The 17,874-nt window shown below is 63.0% G+C and carries 16 protein-coding genes; 9 read left to right on the top strand and 7 right to left on the bottom strand.

The annotated features are described in order from the left end of the window. The first annotated feature begins 57 nt into the window (after positions 1–57). From NHF53_RS17325 to NHF53_RS17360, 8 genes are all read left to right on the top strand, one after another. On the top strand, positions 58–918 hold the full coding sequence (locus NHF53_RS17325; protein ID WP_252835349.1) for a LysR family transcriptional regulator: 861 nt from the start codon (positions 58–60) through the stop codon (positions 916–918). A gap of 204 nt (positions 919–1,122) precedes the next feature. Continuing rightward, complete coding sequence (locus tag NHF53_RS17330) at positions 1,123–1,854, top strand: FadR/GntR family transcriptional regulator (protein ID WP_114364856.1); 732 nt, start codon at positions 1,123–1,125, stop codon at positions 1,852–1,854. Between the two features lie 101 nt (positions 1,855–1,955). Next, the gene (locus NHF53_RS17335) at positions 1,956–3,464 is read left to right on the top strand and encodes an ABC transporter substrate-binding protein (protein WP_252835350.1); all 1,509 of its coding nucleotides are present in this window, start codon (positions 1,956–1,958) and stop codon (positions 3,462–3,464) included. A gap of 69 nt (positions 3,465–3,533) precedes the next feature. Continuing rightward, complete coding sequence (locus tag NHF53_RS17340; RefSeq protein WP_252835351.1) at positions 3,534–4,481, top strand: ABC transporter permease; 948 nt, start codon at positions 3,534–3,536, stop codon at positions 4,479–4,481. Next, positions 4,478–5,350, top strand: coding sequence for an ABC transporter permease (locus NHF53_RS17345; RefSeq protein ID WP_252835352.1), 873 nt, complete (start codon positions 4,478–4,480; stop codon positions 5,348–5,350). Before NHF53_RS17340 ends, NHF53_RS17345 begins: the two co-directional genes overlap by 4 nt. A gap of 22 nt (positions 5,351–5,372) precedes the next feature. Beyond that, entirely contained in the window at positions 5,373–7,157 is a 1,785-nt protein-coding gene (locus tag NHF53_RS17350) for a gamma-glutamyltransferase family protein (protein ID WP_252835353.1), read from the top strand. A 2-nt stretch (positions 7,158–7,159) separates the two neighbouring features. Beyond that, positions 7,160–7,918 carry a DUF1028 domain-containing protein gene (locus NHF53_RS17355; RefSeq protein WP_252835354.1) on the top strand — a complete coding sequence of 253 codons (759 nt, stop codon included), beginning with the start codon at positions 7,160–7,162 and terminating at the stop codon, positions 7,916–7,918. Positions 7,919–7,955: 37 nt separating this feature from the next. Further along, positions 7,956–9,797: an ABC transporter ATP-binding protein gene (locus NHF53_RS17360; RefSeq protein WP_252835355.1), complete on the top strand. Its 1,842-nt coding sequence runs from the start codon at positions 7,956–7,958 to the stop codon at positions 9,795–9,797. 132 nt (positions 9,798–9,929) lie between these two features. Here the strand turns inward: NHF53_RS17360 and speB are convergent, their stop codons facing one another. The 7 genes from speB to NHF53_RS17395 are packed head-to-tail and all read right to left on the bottom strand — an operon-like array spanning position 9,930 to position 15,695. Then, a complete protein-coding gene (gene speB, locus NHF53_RS17365; RefSeq protein ID WP_252835356.1) occupies positions 9,930–10,880 on the bottom strand; it encodes an agmatinase in 951 nt (316 codons plus the stop codon). Between the two features lies 1 nt (position 10,881). Next, entirely contained in the window at positions 10,882–11,661 is a 780-nt protein-coding gene (locus NHF53_RS17370) for a creatininase (RefSeq protein WP_252835357.1), read from the bottom strand. A gap of 10 nt (positions 11,662–11,671) precedes the next feature. After that, complete coding sequence (locus NHF53_RS17375; RefSeq protein ID WP_252835358.1) at positions 11,672–12,379, bottom strand: SDR family NAD(P)-dependent oxidoreductase; 708 nt, start codon at positions 12,377–12,379, stop codon at positions 11,672–11,674. Next, a complete protein-coding gene (locus NHF53_RS17380; protein WP_252835359.1) occupies positions 12,373–13,128 on the bottom strand; it encodes an SDR family NAD(P)-dependent oxidoreductase in 756 nt (251 codons plus the stop codon). Before NHF53_RS17380 ends, NHF53_RS17375 begins: the two co-directional genes overlap by 7 nt. Next, a complete protein-coding gene (locus tag NHF53_RS17385) occupies positions 13,125–13,898 on the bottom strand; it encodes an ABC transporter ATP-binding protein (RefSeq protein WP_252835360.1) in 774 nt (257 codons plus the stop codon). The genes NHF53_RS17380 and NHF53_RS17385 overlap by 4 nt, the downstream gene beginning before the upstream one ends. 7 nt (positions 13,899–13,905) lie before the next feature. After that, complete coding sequence (locus tag NHF53_RS17390) at positions 13,906–14,688, bottom strand: ABC transporter permease (protein ID WP_114364844.1); 783 nt, start codon at positions 14,686–14,688, stop codon at positions 13,906–13,908. 20 nt (positions 14,689–14,708) lie between these two features. Further along, entirely contained in the window at positions 14,709–15,695 is a 987-nt protein-coding gene (locus NHF53_RS17395; protein WP_252835361.1) for an ABC transporter substrate-binding protein, read from the bottom strand. A 106-nt stretch (positions 15,696–15,801) separates the two neighbouring features. On the opposite strand from NHF53_RS17395, the gene NHF53_RS17400 reads away from it, so the two are divergent. Next, entirely contained in the window at positions 15,802–16,704 is a 903-nt protein-coding gene (locus tag NHF53_RS17400) for a LysR family transcriptional regulator (protein ID WP_252835362.1), read from the top strand. The last annotated feature ends 1,170 nt before the right edge of the window (positions 16,705–17,874 follow it).

Raw genomic sequence — 17,874 nt, forward strand, 5'->3', positions numbered from 1 at the left:
TCCATTATTGTGATACAAGATGCAACAAATAACACTCATCGCGAAACGAGATATCAGATGCTCGACCTCGTCCAGTTGCGCAGTTTCCTCGCGATCCAGCAGACAGGCAGTTTCACCCGCGCCGCGGAAAATCTCGGGCTTGGGCAGTCAACGGTCAGCCAGCATATCCAGAAGCTGGAGGCCGCGCTTGATCGCCGTCTCATCTTTCGCGACACCCATCGCCTCGGCTTGACACCCGATGGCGAAGTCCTGGCCGGCCACGCCCGCGCAATGCTCGCAATCGACGCTCAGGTTTTCGACCTGTTTGCAGCGAACAAGCTGCGCGGGCAATTGCGACTTGGCGTCTCCGAAGACTTCGCAACCAGCCGCCTGACGGCGGTCCTCGAAGATTTCACCCGCGCGTATCCCTCCGTGGATCTGCAATTGACCGTGGCATTGAGTGGAGCGCTTTACGAGATGCAGGATCTGGGAGAGATCGACCTCGTCTTCGCCAAACGACGCCTTGGCGACCAGCGCGGTCGTCTCGTCTATCGCGAGCCGCTGATCTGGCTGGCGCGCGATCCGCTGCAACTGACGGCTCAGTCGGCTCCTTTGCCGTTGATCGCGTTCCCGCCACCAAGCATTACCCGCAAGCTCGCTCTCGAAGCCCTGGATGCAAGCCGGATTCCCTGGCGCATCGTCTGCACATGCGGCAGCCTCAGCGGACTGACGGCTGCAGCGCGCGCGGGCATGGGCGTCCTGGTGCAGCCTCGCAGCATGGCGCCCGCCGGGCTGAAAGAAATCCCCCAGGATATTCTGCCACCGCTCGAGGACGTGGAATTCGTCCTGGTTCCGCGCAACGGAGCCGACCAGGCGCTCATCACCGCCCTGTCGGACGAAATCCTCTCGAAAGTCGGGAGCAGTTCCGAGACGACCTGAAGTCGGAACGGCCGGTTCCTACTCTGAAAGGCCTAAGGTGCGCGTGGATACGCCGCTTCGGCACCGCAATGGTGCGCCTGTTTCGAGCATGACCGCGCGCACCTGCCTCAAAATTGTGCATTTGATTTATTGCACAAAAACTATCTTGACGGTCGCGTGAAATCGGCATTCACTGAACCAATCGGAAATTGGTTCGGACCAATCATGCCAGACACCTCACCCAAAGAAAACTCGAACTACGCCCTCGAAAAGCTCCGGGATCTTCTTCGCCACGGTGACGTCGGAGCGGAAGGGAAACTGCCGACCGAGCGCACACTGTCGGAAAAGCTTGGCCTCAGTCGCCGGGCGATCCGCCGGGCGCTGGAGGTTCTCGAGGCGGAAGGCGCAATCTGGCGTAAGCAGGGATCCGGCACCTTTGTCGGCCAGAAGCCGCACGAGTGGAGCGATCAGCTCGAGACCATCGTGGCGGGAACCAATTTCATGGAGATCATGGAAGTGCGCCTGCGCATCGAACCCCAACTGGCGCAACTGGCGGCCCTCCGGGCGAAAGGCAGCGACATCGACCGCATGCGGGAGCTCGCTCAGAAGATCCTCGGCAGCGAGGATGCCGACGCCAAGGAGCTCTGGGACGGGGCGCTCCACCGGCAGATTGCCCAGGCAGCAGGCAACCTGCTGTTCCTGTCCATCTTCGACGTCATCAACCGGGTTCGCCAGGACGACGCCTGGCAGTCGATCCGCGAGCGCGCCCGCAGCAACGCCAACACGATGAGCATATCCAGCGCCCAGCACGCGGCGATCATCGATGCCATTGCCGCCCGAGATCCAGCCAAGGCGGGCGAAGCGATGCGCCGGCATCTGTTGATGCTGCAAGAGCGCCTGATCCGGCAAACCTCGATGGATCATCTGGAGGATGATCCGATCGGCGATGTGTCATGACGTACCGAATTCCGGCCGCGTGGCCGGTCTGACGTGAACGCCGGGGAAACAACCGGTGAGACCCTTGAGAACAGAGAACCAGACCAGAGGAGTTCCAGAATATGAAGATATTGTCCCGTCTTTCGACCTTATTGCTGGCCGGTGCGATGCTCGCGAGCCCCGCCCTTTCTGCCGAGCTTCGCATCGGCCTCGCGGACGATGCCGACGTGCTTGACCCGGCCCAGTCCCGGACCTTTGTCGGCCGCATCGTCTACACGGCGATGTGCGACAAACTCGTCGACGTCTCGCCTGACCTGAAGATCGTGCCGCAGCTCGCCACGGAATGGGCCTGGTCCGCTGACGGCAAGGAACTCACCATGAAGCTGCGCGAGGGCGTGAAGTTCCATGACGAAACGCCGTTCAACGCGGCCGCGGTCGTCGCCACCATCGAACGCAACATGACGCTTCCGGAATCGCGTCGCAAAAGCGAGCTGAGCTCGGTCGAGAAGATCGAGGCCGTCGGCGACTACGAGGTCAAGTTCACTCTGAAGGCGCCGGACGTCACGCTTCTCGCGCAGCTTTCCGACCGCGCAGGCATGATCGTCTCGCCGGCGGCTGCCAAGGAGCTGGGCGCCAATTTCGGCTCCAAGCCCGTCTGCGCCGGGCCGTTCAAATTCGTCGAGCGCGTGCAGCAGGACCGTATCGTCCTCGAGAAGTTCGCCGACTACTGGGACAAGGACAAGGTGTTCATCGACAAGGTCACCTATCTGCCGATCCCGGATTCCACAGTGCGTCTCGCCAACTTGCGCTCCGGCGAACTCGACATGATCGAGCGGTTGGCCGCAACCGATGCCGCTTCGGTCAAGAGCGACGCCGCCCTCACCTATGCGGATACCGTCAGCATCGGCTACATGGCCATGTACGTCAACATCGCCAATGGGCCGCGCGCCGAAAATCCGTTCGGCAAGGACAAGCGCCTGCGTCAGGCTTTCTCGCTCGCTATCGACCGCGAGGCGCTGAGCCAGGTGGTCTTCGAAGGAACGGCCATGGCCGGCAATCAGCCCTATCCGCCGACAAGTCCGTGGTTCAACAAGGAGATCCCGGTTCCCACCCGCGATGTCGCCAAGGCCAAGGAGCTCATGAAGGCGGCAGGGCATGAAACGCTCGACATCGAGCTGCAGCACGCCAATAGCCCTGTCGTAACCCAGATGATGCAGGTCATTCAATCGATGGTCGCGGAAGCCGGCTTCAACGTCTCGCTGAAGGCCACCGAATTCGCCACCCTGCTTTCCGAACAGTCTGCCGGCAATTTTCAGCTCAGCCGCTCGGATTGGTCGGGCCGCATCGATCCTGATGGCAACCTGCACCAGTTCGTCACGTGCGAAGGCGGTATCAACGACTCCAAGTACTGCAACGCGGAAGTCGACAAGCTCCTCAACGAGGCACGCGCCTCGACCGATGACGCGGTCCGCAAGCAGAAATACGACGCTGCGGCCAAGATCCTCAACGACGACCTGCCGATCATCTATCTCGGCCATCAGTCCTGGATCTGGGCCATCAAGAAAGAAGTCACCGGCTTCGTACCGTCGCCCGACGGCATGATCCGCCTGCTCGGCGTCAAGAAGGGCTGATTTTGCCCAGTCTTGCCTACGGAGCGCCGATGCTCCGTAGGCAACCCCGCAATCCAGGACCGTGCGCCCATGCATCTCTACATCGGAAAACGGCTGCTCGTTGCCATCCCGACGCTGCTGATCGTCTCGATCTTCGTCTTCTCGCTGCAGAAGCTGCTGCCGGGCGATCCCGTCCTCGCCATGGCCGGCGAAGAGCGCGATCCGCAGGTGATCGAATTCCTTCGGGAGAAATACCGCCTGAACGATCCGGTCGTGTACCAGTACGGCTATTGGATCGCCAATGTATTGCAGGGCGATTTCGGCATGTCGCTGCGCACCAACCAGCCGGTGCTGGAACTGATCGGCGAGAAGCTGCCGGTCACCATCCAGCTCGCGGTGATGTCGATGATCTTCGCCTTCGTCATCGGCGTGCCGATGGGCATCCTGGCGGCCGTCAAGAAGAACAGTGTTGTTGATTATGTCGCCAATATCGTCGCGTTGTCGGGCCTTTCCATCCCGAATTTCTGGCTGGGCATCATGCTGATCCTGCTCGTCTCGGTCAGGTTAGGCTGGCTTCCGGCCTCCGGCTACGAATCGATCTTCGTCGATCCCGTACGCTCCATCGAAACGATGATCATGCCGTCCTTCGTGCTTGGCACGGCGCTCGCCGCCACCTTGATGCGACACACCCGCTCGGCCATGCTGGGCGTCATGAGGGCGGACTACATCCGAACGGCGCGCGCCAAGGGCCTGTCGGAACGGGTCGTCATCCTCAGCCATACCTTTCGCAACGCTCTGTTGCCGATCGTAACGCTCAGCGCGCTTCTGTTCGGCGAACTGCTGGCCGGGGCCGTCCTCACCGAACAGATCTTCACCATTCCCGGATTCGGCAAACTGATCGTCGATGCCGTGTTCAACCGCGATTACGCCGTCGTTCAGGGTGTCGTTCTGTGCACCGCCGTCGGCTTCATCCTGATGAACCTCGTGGCCGACGTACTCTATGTCCTCCTCAATCCTCGCATGAGGGCCAACCTATGACCGCGCTCGACCAGACCGCCGTTGCCGCACCGGCCAGGAGCAGCAATCGCGCATGGCGGAAACTCAAGGCCAACAGAAGCGCCCTTGTCGGCCTCTCCATCATCGTGTTCTTCACCTTGCTTGCGATCGCCGCCCCTCTTCTGCCGATCGTCGATCCGCTGGCGACCAGCTGGACGGCCATTCGCAAGGCACCATCCGCCGCCCATTGGATGGGCACCGACGATATCGGCCGCGATATCCTGTCCCGCATGATCTGGGGGGCGCAGGCGTCGCTCATGGCCGGTATCTTTTCGGTCGCCATCGCCATCGCCATCGGCGTTCCCTTTGGCTTGATCTCCGGCTATTTCGGCGGGTGGGTCGATCAGGTGATATCGAGGATCACCGAGGCCTTTCTGGCCCTGCCGTTTCTGATCATGGCCATTGCCCTTGCCGCCTTTCTCGGTCCCAGCCTCACCAACGCGATGATCGCGATCGGCCTTTCCGCGATGCCGGTCTTCGTGCGGTTGACGCGTGGCCAGGTGCTCGCGGTCAAGACCGAAGACTATGTCGAGGGCGCGCGCTCGATCGGCCTTGGCCACTTCGACATCATGACCCGATACATCCTGCCGAACATCATGGCGCCGATCATCGTGCAGGCGACCCTGACGGTCGCGACGGCCATCATTGCCGAGGCCAGCCTCTCCTTCCTCGGCCTTGGTCAACAGCCGCCGGCCCCAAGCTGGGGTTCCATGCTCAATGTCGCGAAGAATTTCCTCGACCAGGCACCCTGGATGGCCATGTGGCCGGGGGCCGCAATCTTCCTGGTCGTGATCGGGTTCAATCTGCTCGGTGACGGTCTGCGCGATGCGCTCGACCCCCGGGAATCATGAAGTAATATCGAAGGAACAGTTGATGAATGACTTTACCACCCGCCCGGAGATCCTCGGCACCTTCGGCGTCGTGACCTCCACCCACTGGATCGCCTCGGCCGTCGGCATGAGCATCCTGGAAAAGGGCGGCAACGCCTTCGATGCGGCCGTTGCATCCGGTTTCGTGCTGCAGGTTCTCGAACCGCATCTGGTCGGCCCCGGCGGAGACATGCCCGGTGTCATCTATTCCGCGAAGAAGGGCAAGGTCGAGGTCATCTGCGCGCAAGGGACCGCACCCGCCGGCGCGACCATCGAACACTACAGCGGCGAAGGCCTGTCGATCATTCCCGGTGACGGGCTGCTGGCGACCGTCATCCCCGGCTCCTTCGATGGCTGGATGCTGATGCTGCGCGACTACGGAACCATGTCGGTGCGTGATGTGCTCGAACCGGCGATCCATTATGCCGAACACGGCCACCCGGTACTGCCGCGCGTTTCGGCGACGATCAAGGGACTGGCGGGCTTCTTCGAAAAGGAGTGGCCGACATCCTATGAGACCTGGCTTCCGGGCGGTTCCGCCCCCGAGCCCCACGCACTCTTCCGCAATCCGGTCCTGGCCGCCACCTGGCAGCGCATCGTCACTGAGGCCGAAAGCGCCAAAGGTCGCGAAAACCAGATCGAGGCGGCCCGCAACGCCTTTTACCGCGGCTTCGTGGCCGAGGCGATCGATACCTATCTGAAAACCGCCGAAGTCATGGATGCCAGCGGCAGCCGCCACAAGGGTGTGCTGACTGCCGGCGACATGGCCGGCTGGAGCGCCACGGTAGAAGAACCGCAGACCTATGACTATCATGGGTGGACCGTCGCCAAGACCGGCCCATGGGGCCAGGGTCCGGTGCTGTTGCAGTCGCTGGCACTCCTGAGCGGCATCGATATCGGCGCCATGGAACCCGGGAGCGCCGAATTCGTCCACACGGTCGTCGAGGCGATGAAGCTCGCTTATGCCGATCGCGAGGTCTATTACGGCGATCCGGCGTTCGCCACCGTCCCGATGGACCGGTTGTTGTCGGCCAGCTACAACGACGAGCGGCGCAAGCTGATCTCCTCGCAGGCATCAATGACGCTCCGCCCGGGCAAGCTGCCCGGCTACGAGACCCAATACGATCTTACCATGGAGATGCTGGCCGGCATGTCGGGCACAGGCGCGGTCTACGAGCCGACCATGTCGCACCTGACCGAAAAACGTGGCGACACCGTCCACATCGACGTCATAGACCGCGAGGGCAACATGGTGTCGGTGACGCCGTCCGGCGGCTGGCTGCAATCCTCGCCGATCGTTCCGGGTCTTGGCTTCTGCCTCAATTCCCGTGCCCAGATGTTCTGGCTGAAGCCCGGACTGCCGACCTCGCTGGCACCCGGCAAGCGCCCGCGCACGACGTTGACGCCATCCCTGGCTCTCTACGAGGGCAAGCCGACGCTCGCATTCGGCACGCCGGGTGGCGACCAGCAGGATCAGTGGCAGCTGTCCTTCTTCCTGCGCTACGTTCACCACAAGCAGAACCTGCAGGCGGCAATCGACATGCCGTTGTTCCACACATCGCATTTTCCGGGCTCGTTCTACCCACGCACAAGCCAGCCCGGAAGCCTGATGATCGAAAGCAATATCGGCAGCGATGTCATCGCCGGACTGGCCGCCATGGGCCACCAGATCACGCCGGCCGATCCCTGGACGGTCGGTCGACTGACCGCGGCCAGGAGAGATGCCGACGGTTTGCTGCGCGCCGCAGCGACGCCGCGTCTCATGCAAGCTTATGCAATAGGGAGATAGTCATGACCTGGTCGATTGTCGCACGTGATCCGCAGACGGGCCATCTGGGCGTGGCGGTGGCAAGCCGCTTCTTCGCCGTCGGCGCCGCCGTTCCACACATTCGCGGCCGGGTGGGCGCCATTGCCACCCAGGCCTTCGTCAGTCCCCTTTACGGCACGGATGGCCTTGTCCTGCTGGCCGAAGGCCGTACACCCGAGGGGATCATTTCGGTATTGACGGCCCGCGATGACGGGAGCCAGCAGCGCCAACTGCATCTGATTGACGCTGCAGGACGCAATGCAGCCTTCACCGGCTCCAGGTGCATCGACTGGGCCGGGCATATTGTCGACGACAATGTGTCCGTTGCCGGCAATATGCTGGCTGGTCCGCAGGTCATCGCCGAGACGCTCAGGGTTTACAAGGCGCTGGCGGATGCGCCTTTCACCGAGCGGTTGCTGGCGGCCATGGACGCCGGGGAAGCGGCCGGCGGTGACAAACGCGGCAAGCAGTCGGCGGCACTCGTGATCTACCGGGACCAGGACTATCCGTGGCTCGACATCCGTGCCGACGACCATCCGGACCCGCTGGCAGAACTCCACCGGCTCTATGCTGTCGCGCAGGAGCGCTATCTCCATGTGGCGCAGACCATGCCGACCCGTGAGAACCCTCACGGACTGACGGACCGCACGGAGATCGACCGCAAGATCGCAGAACTGGAGGCCGCGCGCATAGCCGAAGGACGCCCCTCGCCTTCATTCGCAACCCCGCTGAAGCCCGTGTGAACCACCGCCCGACACGCGTGACCGGATCAGGAAAACCATGAGCCCCATGACGACAGCAGCCGCCGCCCGAGCCGAGATGCCCGCCGTTCTCTCTGTCGAGGGGTTGACGACCTCGTTCCTGGTCGACGGCCAATGGCGATCGGTGGTGCGCGACATCTCCTTTGACGTGAGGCCCGGCGAAACCGTTGCCATCGTCGGCGAATCCGGTTCCGGCAAGAGCGTGACATCGCTTTCCATCATGCGTCTGCTCACCCGGGACACAAGTCGCGTTGAAGGCCGGGTATTGCTGAACGGGCGGGACGTTCTGGCGCTGTCGGAAAAGGACATGCAGAAGGTGCGCGGCAACGAGGCCGCGATGATCTTCCAGGAGCCGATGACCAGTCTCAACCCGATCTTCACGATCGGGCGGCAGATCTCGGAAGTGCTGACACGGCACAAGGGCATGTCGAAAGCCGAGGCCCGAGCCGAGACCGTCCGCATGCTGGAAAAGGTCCGTATCCCCAACGCCGCGAACCGCTTCGACGAATACCCGCATCAATTCTCAGGCGGCATGCGCCAGCGCGTGATGATCGCCATGGCGCTCGCCTCCAGACCGAAGTTGCTGATCGCCGACGAGCCGACCACCGCGCTCGACGTCACGATCCAGGGCCAGATTCTCGACCTCATCAAGGTGCTTCAGGAAGAGGAAGGCATGTCGGTTCTCTTCATCACCCACGACATGGGTGTCGTTGCAGAAATTGCCGATCGGACGATCGTGATGCTGCGTGGAGAGACGGTCGAACAGGGTGCGACCGCGGATGTTTTCCATCGTGGCAAGCATCCCTATACGCGCGCCCTTCTGGCCGCCGTTCCGAAGCTGGGCTCGATGCACGGTCATGCCTGGCCACTGCGCTTTCCCATTGTCGATATCGGGACAGGCAAGGCGAGTGAGCCGACAGAGGTGGCCGACACCGTCGACACTCGCAAGACGCCGGTACTGTCTGTCAAAAACCTCGTGACGCAGTTCCCGATCCGCAGCGGCCTGTTCGGCCGCCAGACCGGCGCCGTGCATGCCGTCGAGGACATCTCGTTCGAGCTCTTCCAGGGCGAGACACTTTCGATCGTCGGGGAATCGGGTTGCGGCAAATCCACGACTGGCCGTTCGATCACTCGGCTGGTCGAGCCGAGAAGCGGCGAAATCCATCTCGACGGCTACAATGTGCTGACGCTGGATCAGCCAAGCCTGCGCGCCATGCGCCGCAGCGTGCAGATGATCTTCCAGGATCCGTTCTCGAGCCTCAACCCGCGCATGACGGTGGGAGCAGCCATCGCCGAGCCCTATCTGAAACACCGGCTCGGGAACAGGCAGGAGGCAAATGAAAAGGTCGCGGATCTCCTGCGGAAGGTTGGCCTCGCCCCGGAGATGATGAGCCGCTATCCGCACGAATTCTCCGGCGGTCAGCGCCAACGCATCGCCATTGCCCGCGCACTGTCGCTCAATCCGAAGGTGATCGTTGCGGACGAAAGCGTCTCGGCGCTGGATGTCTCCATCAAGGCGCAAGTCTGCAATCTCTTGATGGACCTGCAGGAGGAGTTCAATCTCGCTTTTCTGTTCATCAGCCATGACATGGCCGTGGTCGAGCGCATCAGCCACCGGGTCGCGGTCATGTATCTCGGCGAAATCGTTGAGATCGGGCCGCGAGCCGCGATTTTCGACAATCCACAGCACGAATATACGAAGAAGCTGATGGCAGCCGTACCCGTGCCGGACCCCGCCCGGCGCAGTTTGAGGCGCAACACGGCCGTCGATGAACTGAAAAGCCCCGTGCGTCCCTCCGGCTACGAGCCACCCCGCCGCGAATACCGGGAAGTCGCCAAGGGGCATTTCGTGCAGGCCTGATCGGCGACACGACTTCGGCCCGGCAGATTAGCCGCGGCTGGGCACCCCCCTGACGATACTAACCGCACGGACAAGGCCGTGCTCGATCTCGAGGTCCAAAACCTTCGGGCAGGCCAGCGCCGTCGGGTCCCGTCACGCCTGGAATTTCGCCGCGATCACGCACATCAGCTCGAACATCATCGTCGCGCCGGCGATCGCCGTCATGCCGGCGAGATCGAAGGGAGGCGCCACCTCGACGACGTCGGCACCGACGATATCGACGCCTTCGAGCAGCCGGATCATCTGCTGCGCCTCGCGCGTGGTGAAGCCGCCGACCTCAGGCGTCCCGGTTCCCGGTGCCATCGACGGATCGATGCTGTCGATGTCGAAGGTCACATAGGTAGGCGCCGAACCGACGATCGCCTTCGCTTCGGCGATCACGTCGGCCGCGCCGCGGCGGGTGAACTCTTCCATGTAGATGATGCGGATGCCCTGCTCGAGAGCCCAGGCGTGCTCGTCGGTCTCATAGATCGAACCGCGAATGCCGATCTGCACCATGCGCTTGGGCTCGAGCAGCCCCTCCTCGATGGCGCGCCGGAACGGCGTGCCATGCGTATAGCGATTGCCGCCGAAATAGGTGTCGTTGGTGTCGGAATGGGCATCGAAATGGATGAGGCCGACCGGCCTGTGCCGGGCCACCGCCCGCAGCACCGGCAGTGTCGTCAGATGGTCGCCACCGGCCGCGAGCGGAATGGCCCCCACCGCGATGATGCTGGCAATCCCTTCCTCGATGCGCTTGAGTGCATCCATCAGGTCGATCGGATTGACGGAGAGGTCGCCCACGTCGGCGATATTGGCGAGGCTGAAAGGCGCGATCTTGGAAACGTGATGCACCTTGCGCATCAGGCTCGACTGGCTGCGGATCTCGCGCGGCCCATGCCGGGCGCCGGCCCGGTTCGTGGTTCCGCCATCCCACGGGATGCCGACCAGGGCGATGTCGAGCCCCTCGGCGGTCGGCACGGCCGGAAGCCTCATGAACGTGGCCTGACCGGCAAAGCGCGGAACCTCCGCGGCATCCACCGGCTGATGCTTACCATTGATCATATTAGCCTCCAATGCCGAATTCGTCTCGAACGATCTGTGTCATGCGGCTGACCACGTCGGTCAGCAGCCAATTGCCTTTTTCAGCCTGCGATCCTGCCGTCATGGACAGCACGCCGGAGGGCGGCACGTCGGCGAGCGGAGGAGGATAGCGATCATAGGGCTTGAACTTCGCCGGCCCGTCGTGAAGCGACCGGCCGAGATCGACGAGTTCCGGGCGCAGCGCCAGCATCATGGACGTCTCGATCACGCTGGCATGCTCGAGCTCGATGCCGGGATAGCCGTCCGGGAAGATCCGATCGATGGTCGAGGCCTGGACGAGATCCCAGTGGTCGAGCCTGAGGATCGTCAACCCGTCGCAGTGGTCGCGGCCGATCGCATCCAGCGCCAGTTCAATGCCTTCGACGGCGGGCCAGATGTTCTCGTAGTGGCCGTTCACCACCACGATCCGCCGGACCTTCTGCCGGTAGAGCTCGCACAGGACGTCGCGCACCACCAGCGAGAAGGTGTGGGCCGTGAGATTGATCGTGCCGCCGAAGGCCGACCCGCCGCCAGTCTTCGGCTGCGATCGATTGCCGTAGGGAATTGTGGGCAGGACCAGTCCTCCCACGGCTTTCGCGACCGTTTCACAAATGGACGTCGGCAGCACGACGTCGACATTGAGCGCCATGTGATGGCCGTGCTGCTCCGTCGCTCCGAGTGGCAGGAATATCGGTGCGCCGCCGGCCACCTTTGCGGCCGCCTCGGGCCAAGTCTGCTCCGCCCAGAATACACTGTCGTTCATCGTGACGTCCTCAAATCATCGCCGCGCCGCCATTGGCGCCCAGGCATTGTCCGGTGAAGAAGGTAGCCCCCGGCCCTGCGAGAAAAACCACGGCCGCCGCCACTTCCTCCGGCCTGCCGATCCGCCCCATGGGATTGGCCGTCTCGGCCGCCTTCTGTTCCACCGTCAGTGTCTCGAACGCCAGGAGCGGAGTGTCGGTCGGTCCCGGAGCAACGGCATTCACAAGGATCTTCGGCGCGAGCTCCCGCGCCCAGGAGCGGGTCAAGCCGAGGATGGCCGCCTTGGTGGCGCAATAGACAGAGGCGTCCGCCCTGCCGAGATAGGCGAGTTCGGAGGCGATATTGATGATCCGCCCTCCATCGGGCAGATGCGGCAGTGCTTCCCGCGCCACGAGGATTGCCCCCCGCACGTTGACCGCGACCATGCGATCGACATGGGCGGCGCCGATGCTCCCCAGTGGGCATTCCTCGAGTATGCCCGCATTGTTGACGAGGATGTCGATTCCGCCCATTCGCCGCGCGGCTTCGCCGACGCAGGAGACGACCTGCCCCTCGTCCGCGAGATCGCAGGCGAGAATGGACCGGTTCCCCTCCTGCGCTCTCAGATCGAGGCCGATGACCGTGGCGCCTTCGGCCGCCAGCGCCTCCGCGACAGCTAGACCGATGCCGCTGGCCGCTCCGGTCACCAGCGCCCTCTTGCCCGTCAACGGCTTCACCATGGAACTTCTCCCCGATCGGCGCCGATCGACTGGCCGGTGATGTTCTTCGCCTTGTCGGACGCGAGGAACAGATAGATTTCGCCCATGTCGTCGGGTTCCATCAGGCCGGGCAAGGCCTGGCCGCTGACGATGTCTTCGAGAAGGCTGTCTTCGCTGACCCCTTGCGCGGATGCCATCAGCCCCAGCGAACGCATCGAGGCTTCCGTCCTCACCCAGCCGGGGCAGACGGCATTGACGCGGATATTGCGCGGCCCGAGTTCCTTCGCCCAGGTCTTGGTGAGCCCGATGATCGCGTGTTTCGAGGCCACATAGGCGTCGAACTGTGCCTCCGCCACACGCCCCCAGATCGAGGCCGTGTTGACGATCGCCCCACCCGAAGACATGGACTGGAGTGCGCGCCTTGTGACCAGCGCCGTGCCGGCGATATTGATGTCGATGATGCGGCGGAAAGTGGCGAAAGCCTCGGGGCTCGGATCGCCAAGCGGCGTCAGGCGTTCGAGGCCGGCGTTGTTGATCAGCACGTCGATCGTTGCCACGTCCTTCAACGCGGCGTCGACGCTGGCTCCGTCCGCAATGTCCGCCTGGGCGGCGGTGGCGCCGAGTTCGTCGGCGCGCGCGTGCACCGCAGGGTCATCGGCAATCAGATGGAGCCGCGCACCCTCGCGGTGGAAGGCCCGGGCAATGCCGAGCCCGATCCCGCGGCTTGCCCCGGTGATCACCACCGTGCGATCCGAGAACATGCCCTTCATAGGGGGTCTCCCGTTTCATTGCGGATGAGATGGAGGATCTTGTTGCGAAGGTCGAAGAAGCTCTGCGTTTCGCGGATCTCTAGCGGCCGCTCGACCCCCAGTGCGGCGTTGACGTCGATGTCGGCGACGATGCGCGCCGGCCGCTTCGAGAACAGCACGATGCGGTCAGCAAGGAGCACGGCCTCCTCGACGTCATGGGTGACGAAGATCACCGTCTTCTGCTCGGAGATCTGCAACGCCCTCAGTTGCACCTGCAGGCGTTCGCGGGTCAGGGCATCGAGCGCACCGAATGGCTCGTCCATCAACAGGACTTCGGAACCGGCGGCAAGCGTGCGGGCGATGGCGACGCGCTGGCGCATGCCGCCGGAAATGCGCGACGGATAGGCATCGGCGAATTCCTCGAGGCCCACCAGCTTCAGATAGTGCGCCTTGCGTTCCGCCTTTTCCTGCGCCGAAATATCGGAACGGTAGCGCATGCCAAAGGCGATGTTTTCCGCGACCGTCAGCCAGGGAAAGGAGGAGTAGGCCTGGAAGACCATGCCGCGGCGGCGATCGGGGGCACGGACGATATCGCCGTCGAGCCGAATACGGCCGGTCGTGGGCGTATCGAGCCCGCCCACCATGCGCATCAGCGTGGTCTTGCCGCAGCCGGACGGGCCGAGAAAGACGACCAGGCTGCCGCGGCCGATCGAAAGATCGGTCTTTGTCACGACGTCCATAGGGCCGAAGCTCTTGGTGACGCCTTCGAATGCCAAGTAGTTCTCTGCCATGGAGGACTCACACATATTGGAAGATCCTGCGATGCAGGACACGCAGCAACTGGTCGGTCACCAGGCCGACCAGCCCGATGACGAGAACGCCGGCCATGACTTCCGGCGTCTTGACATAACGGCGCGCCGACCAGATGACGAAGCCGATGCCGGAATCGGCTGCGACGATTTCGGCGATGATGAGGTAGGTCCAGCACCAGCCGAGCGTGATCCGGAGATTGTCGAGCAGCGACGGTCCCATGGCCCTGAAGATCACATCCGTCATCACCTGCCGCGACCGCGCACCCACGGTACGGGCGACCTCCACATATTCGTTAGGCACCCGGCGCACGTCGTCCGCCACGAACAGCACGAGCTGAAAGAAGGTACCGAGCCACAGCAGGAAGATCTTGGTGGACTCCCCCACACCGAACCAGATGATCGACAAGGGCACGAGAGCCGGCACCGGCAGGTAGCGGATGAAATCGATCATCGGTTCCAGCGACGCCCCGACGATGCGATAGCTGCTCATCAGCATGCCGATCGGGATCGCCATCAGCGCGGCCAGCAGGAAAGCCGACCAGACACGCCCCGCCGAGACCGCCGTGTGCCAGAGGAGGTCTTGCTGCGTCAGCATGCGCCAAAGCGCCGCCAGAACGTCGCCCGGAGACGGCAGGAACTGCGGCTTGACGAGCCCCATCCTTGCCACCAGCTCCCAGAACCCCAGCAGGAGCGCTGCCGCCGCCAGACCGACAAGCAGTTCGGCGACGGGCGACTTCCCGCCTCGAAAGGTGAACAGTTTTGCAAACATCCGCGTGTGCCGGTCCGAACTCACTTGCCGACGGTCGCGATGACGGTGCTATCAATCTGCTCGGCAGCCACCAGCTGGTTGTCGGCCGCTCCGTTCTCGAGGTTGAGCGCCATCAACGTGTCGAAGATCGCAAACAGGCTGCCGGGCTTCGAGGGCTCGCCCATATAGGTCTTGGCTTCCGACAGTGTGGTATAGGCCAGACTGCCGTTGACCACGTCCAGTACCTCTTCAGGCGTCAGGCCAAAGCTCGGGGCGGCGATTTCGGCGAACTTCTGTGGTTCGGCCTTGATGAAGTCGACGGCCGAATAGATGCACTTCAGGAAACGCCCATACTTGTCCGGCGAGGCCTTGAGGTCGTCGTTGCGCGCAATGATGGCGTCAATGATGAGGCCGCGGTGATCCTTGGAAGAGATCAGCACCTTTGCGCCCTCCCGCGAGGAGGCCTTGATGGCCTGCGACATGAAGGGTTCGTAGGTGGCGACGGCGGCAATGCTCTCGTCGACGAAAACGGCACCCGTATCGGCCGTGGAAATCTCCTTGATGTCCAGATCCTTCAGGGTGAGGCCGGCCTGCTTGAGCTCCATCTGCAGCAGAAGGCGCGAAGGGATATTGGGCTCGGCGGCGATGGTCTTGCCCTTGAGATCGGCAACCGTCTTGATGCTGCCGTCGGCGATCACGCCGTCGCCACCGACCGATTCGTCGATCGTGCCGATGATGATACCGGGCGTCGTCTTGTCGCGCGGACGGCCCTGATACTCGCCGACGCTGCGCATCTGGATCTCGATATCGCCGCGCGCCATGGCCGCCATCACGTTGCTGAGGTCATCTTCAAAGGCGATGGTGACGTCGAGCTTCTCCTGTTCGAAGCAGCCGTTGGCCTGCGCCACATGGACCGGCGCGAAGCCGAGCCAGGTCGGCGCGAGAATGCGGATCTGGTCCGCAGCGAAAGCGTTCGTCGACGACACGATCAGGGCGATCGCGGTCGTCAGTCCGAGTGTCTTGTTCATGATGTTCCCCTTTTTTGAATTTGAGGCAGCGTCATGCATATTCACATTGGAGTAAATCACAATATTTGGGATTATACATCGAAGAACGTCAATGTGAGTTTCGTCAATGCGTCGCCTCGACAATATCGATATCCGCCTGCTTCGCGTTTTCGTCGCGCTTGCGGACGCCAATGGCTTTTCGGATGCGCAACTGGCGCTGAACCTGTCGCAGTCGACGCTGAGCACCCATCTGGCGGAGCTCGAAAAGCGGATCGGCGGCCAGTTGTGTCATCGCGGCAGGCAGCAGTTTCGCCTGACCGAACTCGGCCGCGCCACCTATGACGCTGCCGTCAAGCTGTTCCGCGACATCGACGATTTCACCCAGCGCGTCAGTGCGGCGAGCGGCAATCTTTCGGGCCGGCTGCGTCTGGGCGCGTCGGACGGCGTGATGACCAGCGAGCAGCTCGGAGTGCAAAGGGCGATCGCCCAGTTCATGCAGCCGGGTACGGACATTTTCGTCGACCTCGAACTGGGCACGCCCTCGGAGCTCGAACAAAAGGTGGCGGATGGCGATCGCGATATCGCCATCGGTCCGTTTTCACAGCGTTCTCCGGGCCTGACCTACCGGGATTTTGCCAGCGAGCCGCACAATCTCTACTGCGGCCGCGAACATCCGCTGTTCGACAGACCGGACCACGAGATCGACCAGCGGGTCATCTCCGGCGCCCGCTTCTCGGTCCGGCGCTACCGCCATTTCGACGACCTCTACCTGGTCGGCCATCCGCGCGCGAGCGCCTCTGTCGTGGCGATGGAAGCGCAGGTCATGCTCATCCTGTCCGGGCAGTTCATCGGTTTTCTGCCCTGCCATTTCGCCGACCCGTGGGTGGCGCGCGGCGAACTGCGCGCCATTCGCCCCGGCGCTTTCGGCTTTTCGTCGATGCACAAGATCGCCTATAGGCGAGAGAACAAGAACAGTCCGCTAATTGCGGAGTTTCTGACCATCCTGGAGCGACTAAAGAGCCCGATCTGACGTGCACAGGAATTCATTGCGGGGTTCGCAACCAATCCCGGATCTGGCAGAGCTCGTCAGCATCTGATTTCAACCGTCGCACGGTATTGAGGGAACCGCTCTCCCGCTACGACTCTTCCTTTCTTTTCAAAGATCTGGGCCTTCGATCATCGCCGGTCGATCGCATTGCCCGACAGACACGCCGGTGCATTCACGCGCGGTCTCCCGCCGTGGTGTCCGGCATTTCGGTTCCCCCTTCTGCCCTTTCGGACGCGGGGGATCGGACGGGGCGCTGAAAGCTGCCTCGTAAGTTATTTTATGTGGCACCTCTCAGCGCCCCGTTCGGCGTTCTTGACCGCTGCATGCGTCTCTCTGGCAAGGCGGCGCCTTTGCCGAAACTTGAAGTCTCGGCATCGGCCGGCGCGGATCGGCATCGAGCGCGCATCCGTCCGGTGACGGACCTTCGCTGACGCCTGGCCGGTGGCCCGGGAGGTTCCCGCCGGATGGTACCGTCCGGCCTGACCCTCGCCGGCAGATGGAGGAGCGGCATTTCCGCCGGCTTGCTCCACCCCGCCGTCTTTTTCGCCGGGGGGCTTTTTCAAGCTCCCAGGGCGCCTGTCTGTGTGCCTCCAAGGCACGCCCGCGTTAGCGGCGGGGACGGCGAGCCGGTCCGGACCGTTTCGCCTTCCGCCTCCCGCGGAGGGAGACCGTTGCAGCGGCCGGGGTTTTCGACCTGCGACAGTCGTCCACCCCGGCGCCGGTCCCGCCTCGCCGGACTTCGCATGGCCCGGTGTATCCGATGGCGGAACGGGGTTGATTCTACGACAGGCCGGAAGGGGGTGAACGAAAAAGGGGTGTGGGGATTGATTTTATTGGGGAATTTTTGCGGTGAGGCCGAAGGTGGAGGGCGCTCACCCCCCCCTGTCCTGCCGGACATCTCCCCCACAAGGGGGGAGATCGGTCTGCGGCTGGTGCTACGGCCAACCGTGAGCGCGAAGGTAAGGGACACAACGAGCGTCTGGGGATCCTCGGGTCAAGCCCGAGGATGACGGGAGTGCGGGAATCGTGGCCCCAAAGAGGCGTTGACGTGATCGGGGAGGACGACGCGGCACTCGAGACAGATGCCGAGCTTGCACAGACCTCTCGGTAGGGCACTCAAGCGACACATGAAAAGTCGTCATCCTCGGGCTT

Source organism: Ciceribacter sp. RN22 (genome assembly GCF_024054295.1).
In the GTDB taxonomy this organism is placed as follows: Bacteria; Pseudomonadota; Alphaproteobacteria; order Rhizobiales; family Rhizobiaceae; genus Allorhizobium; species Allorhizobium lividum.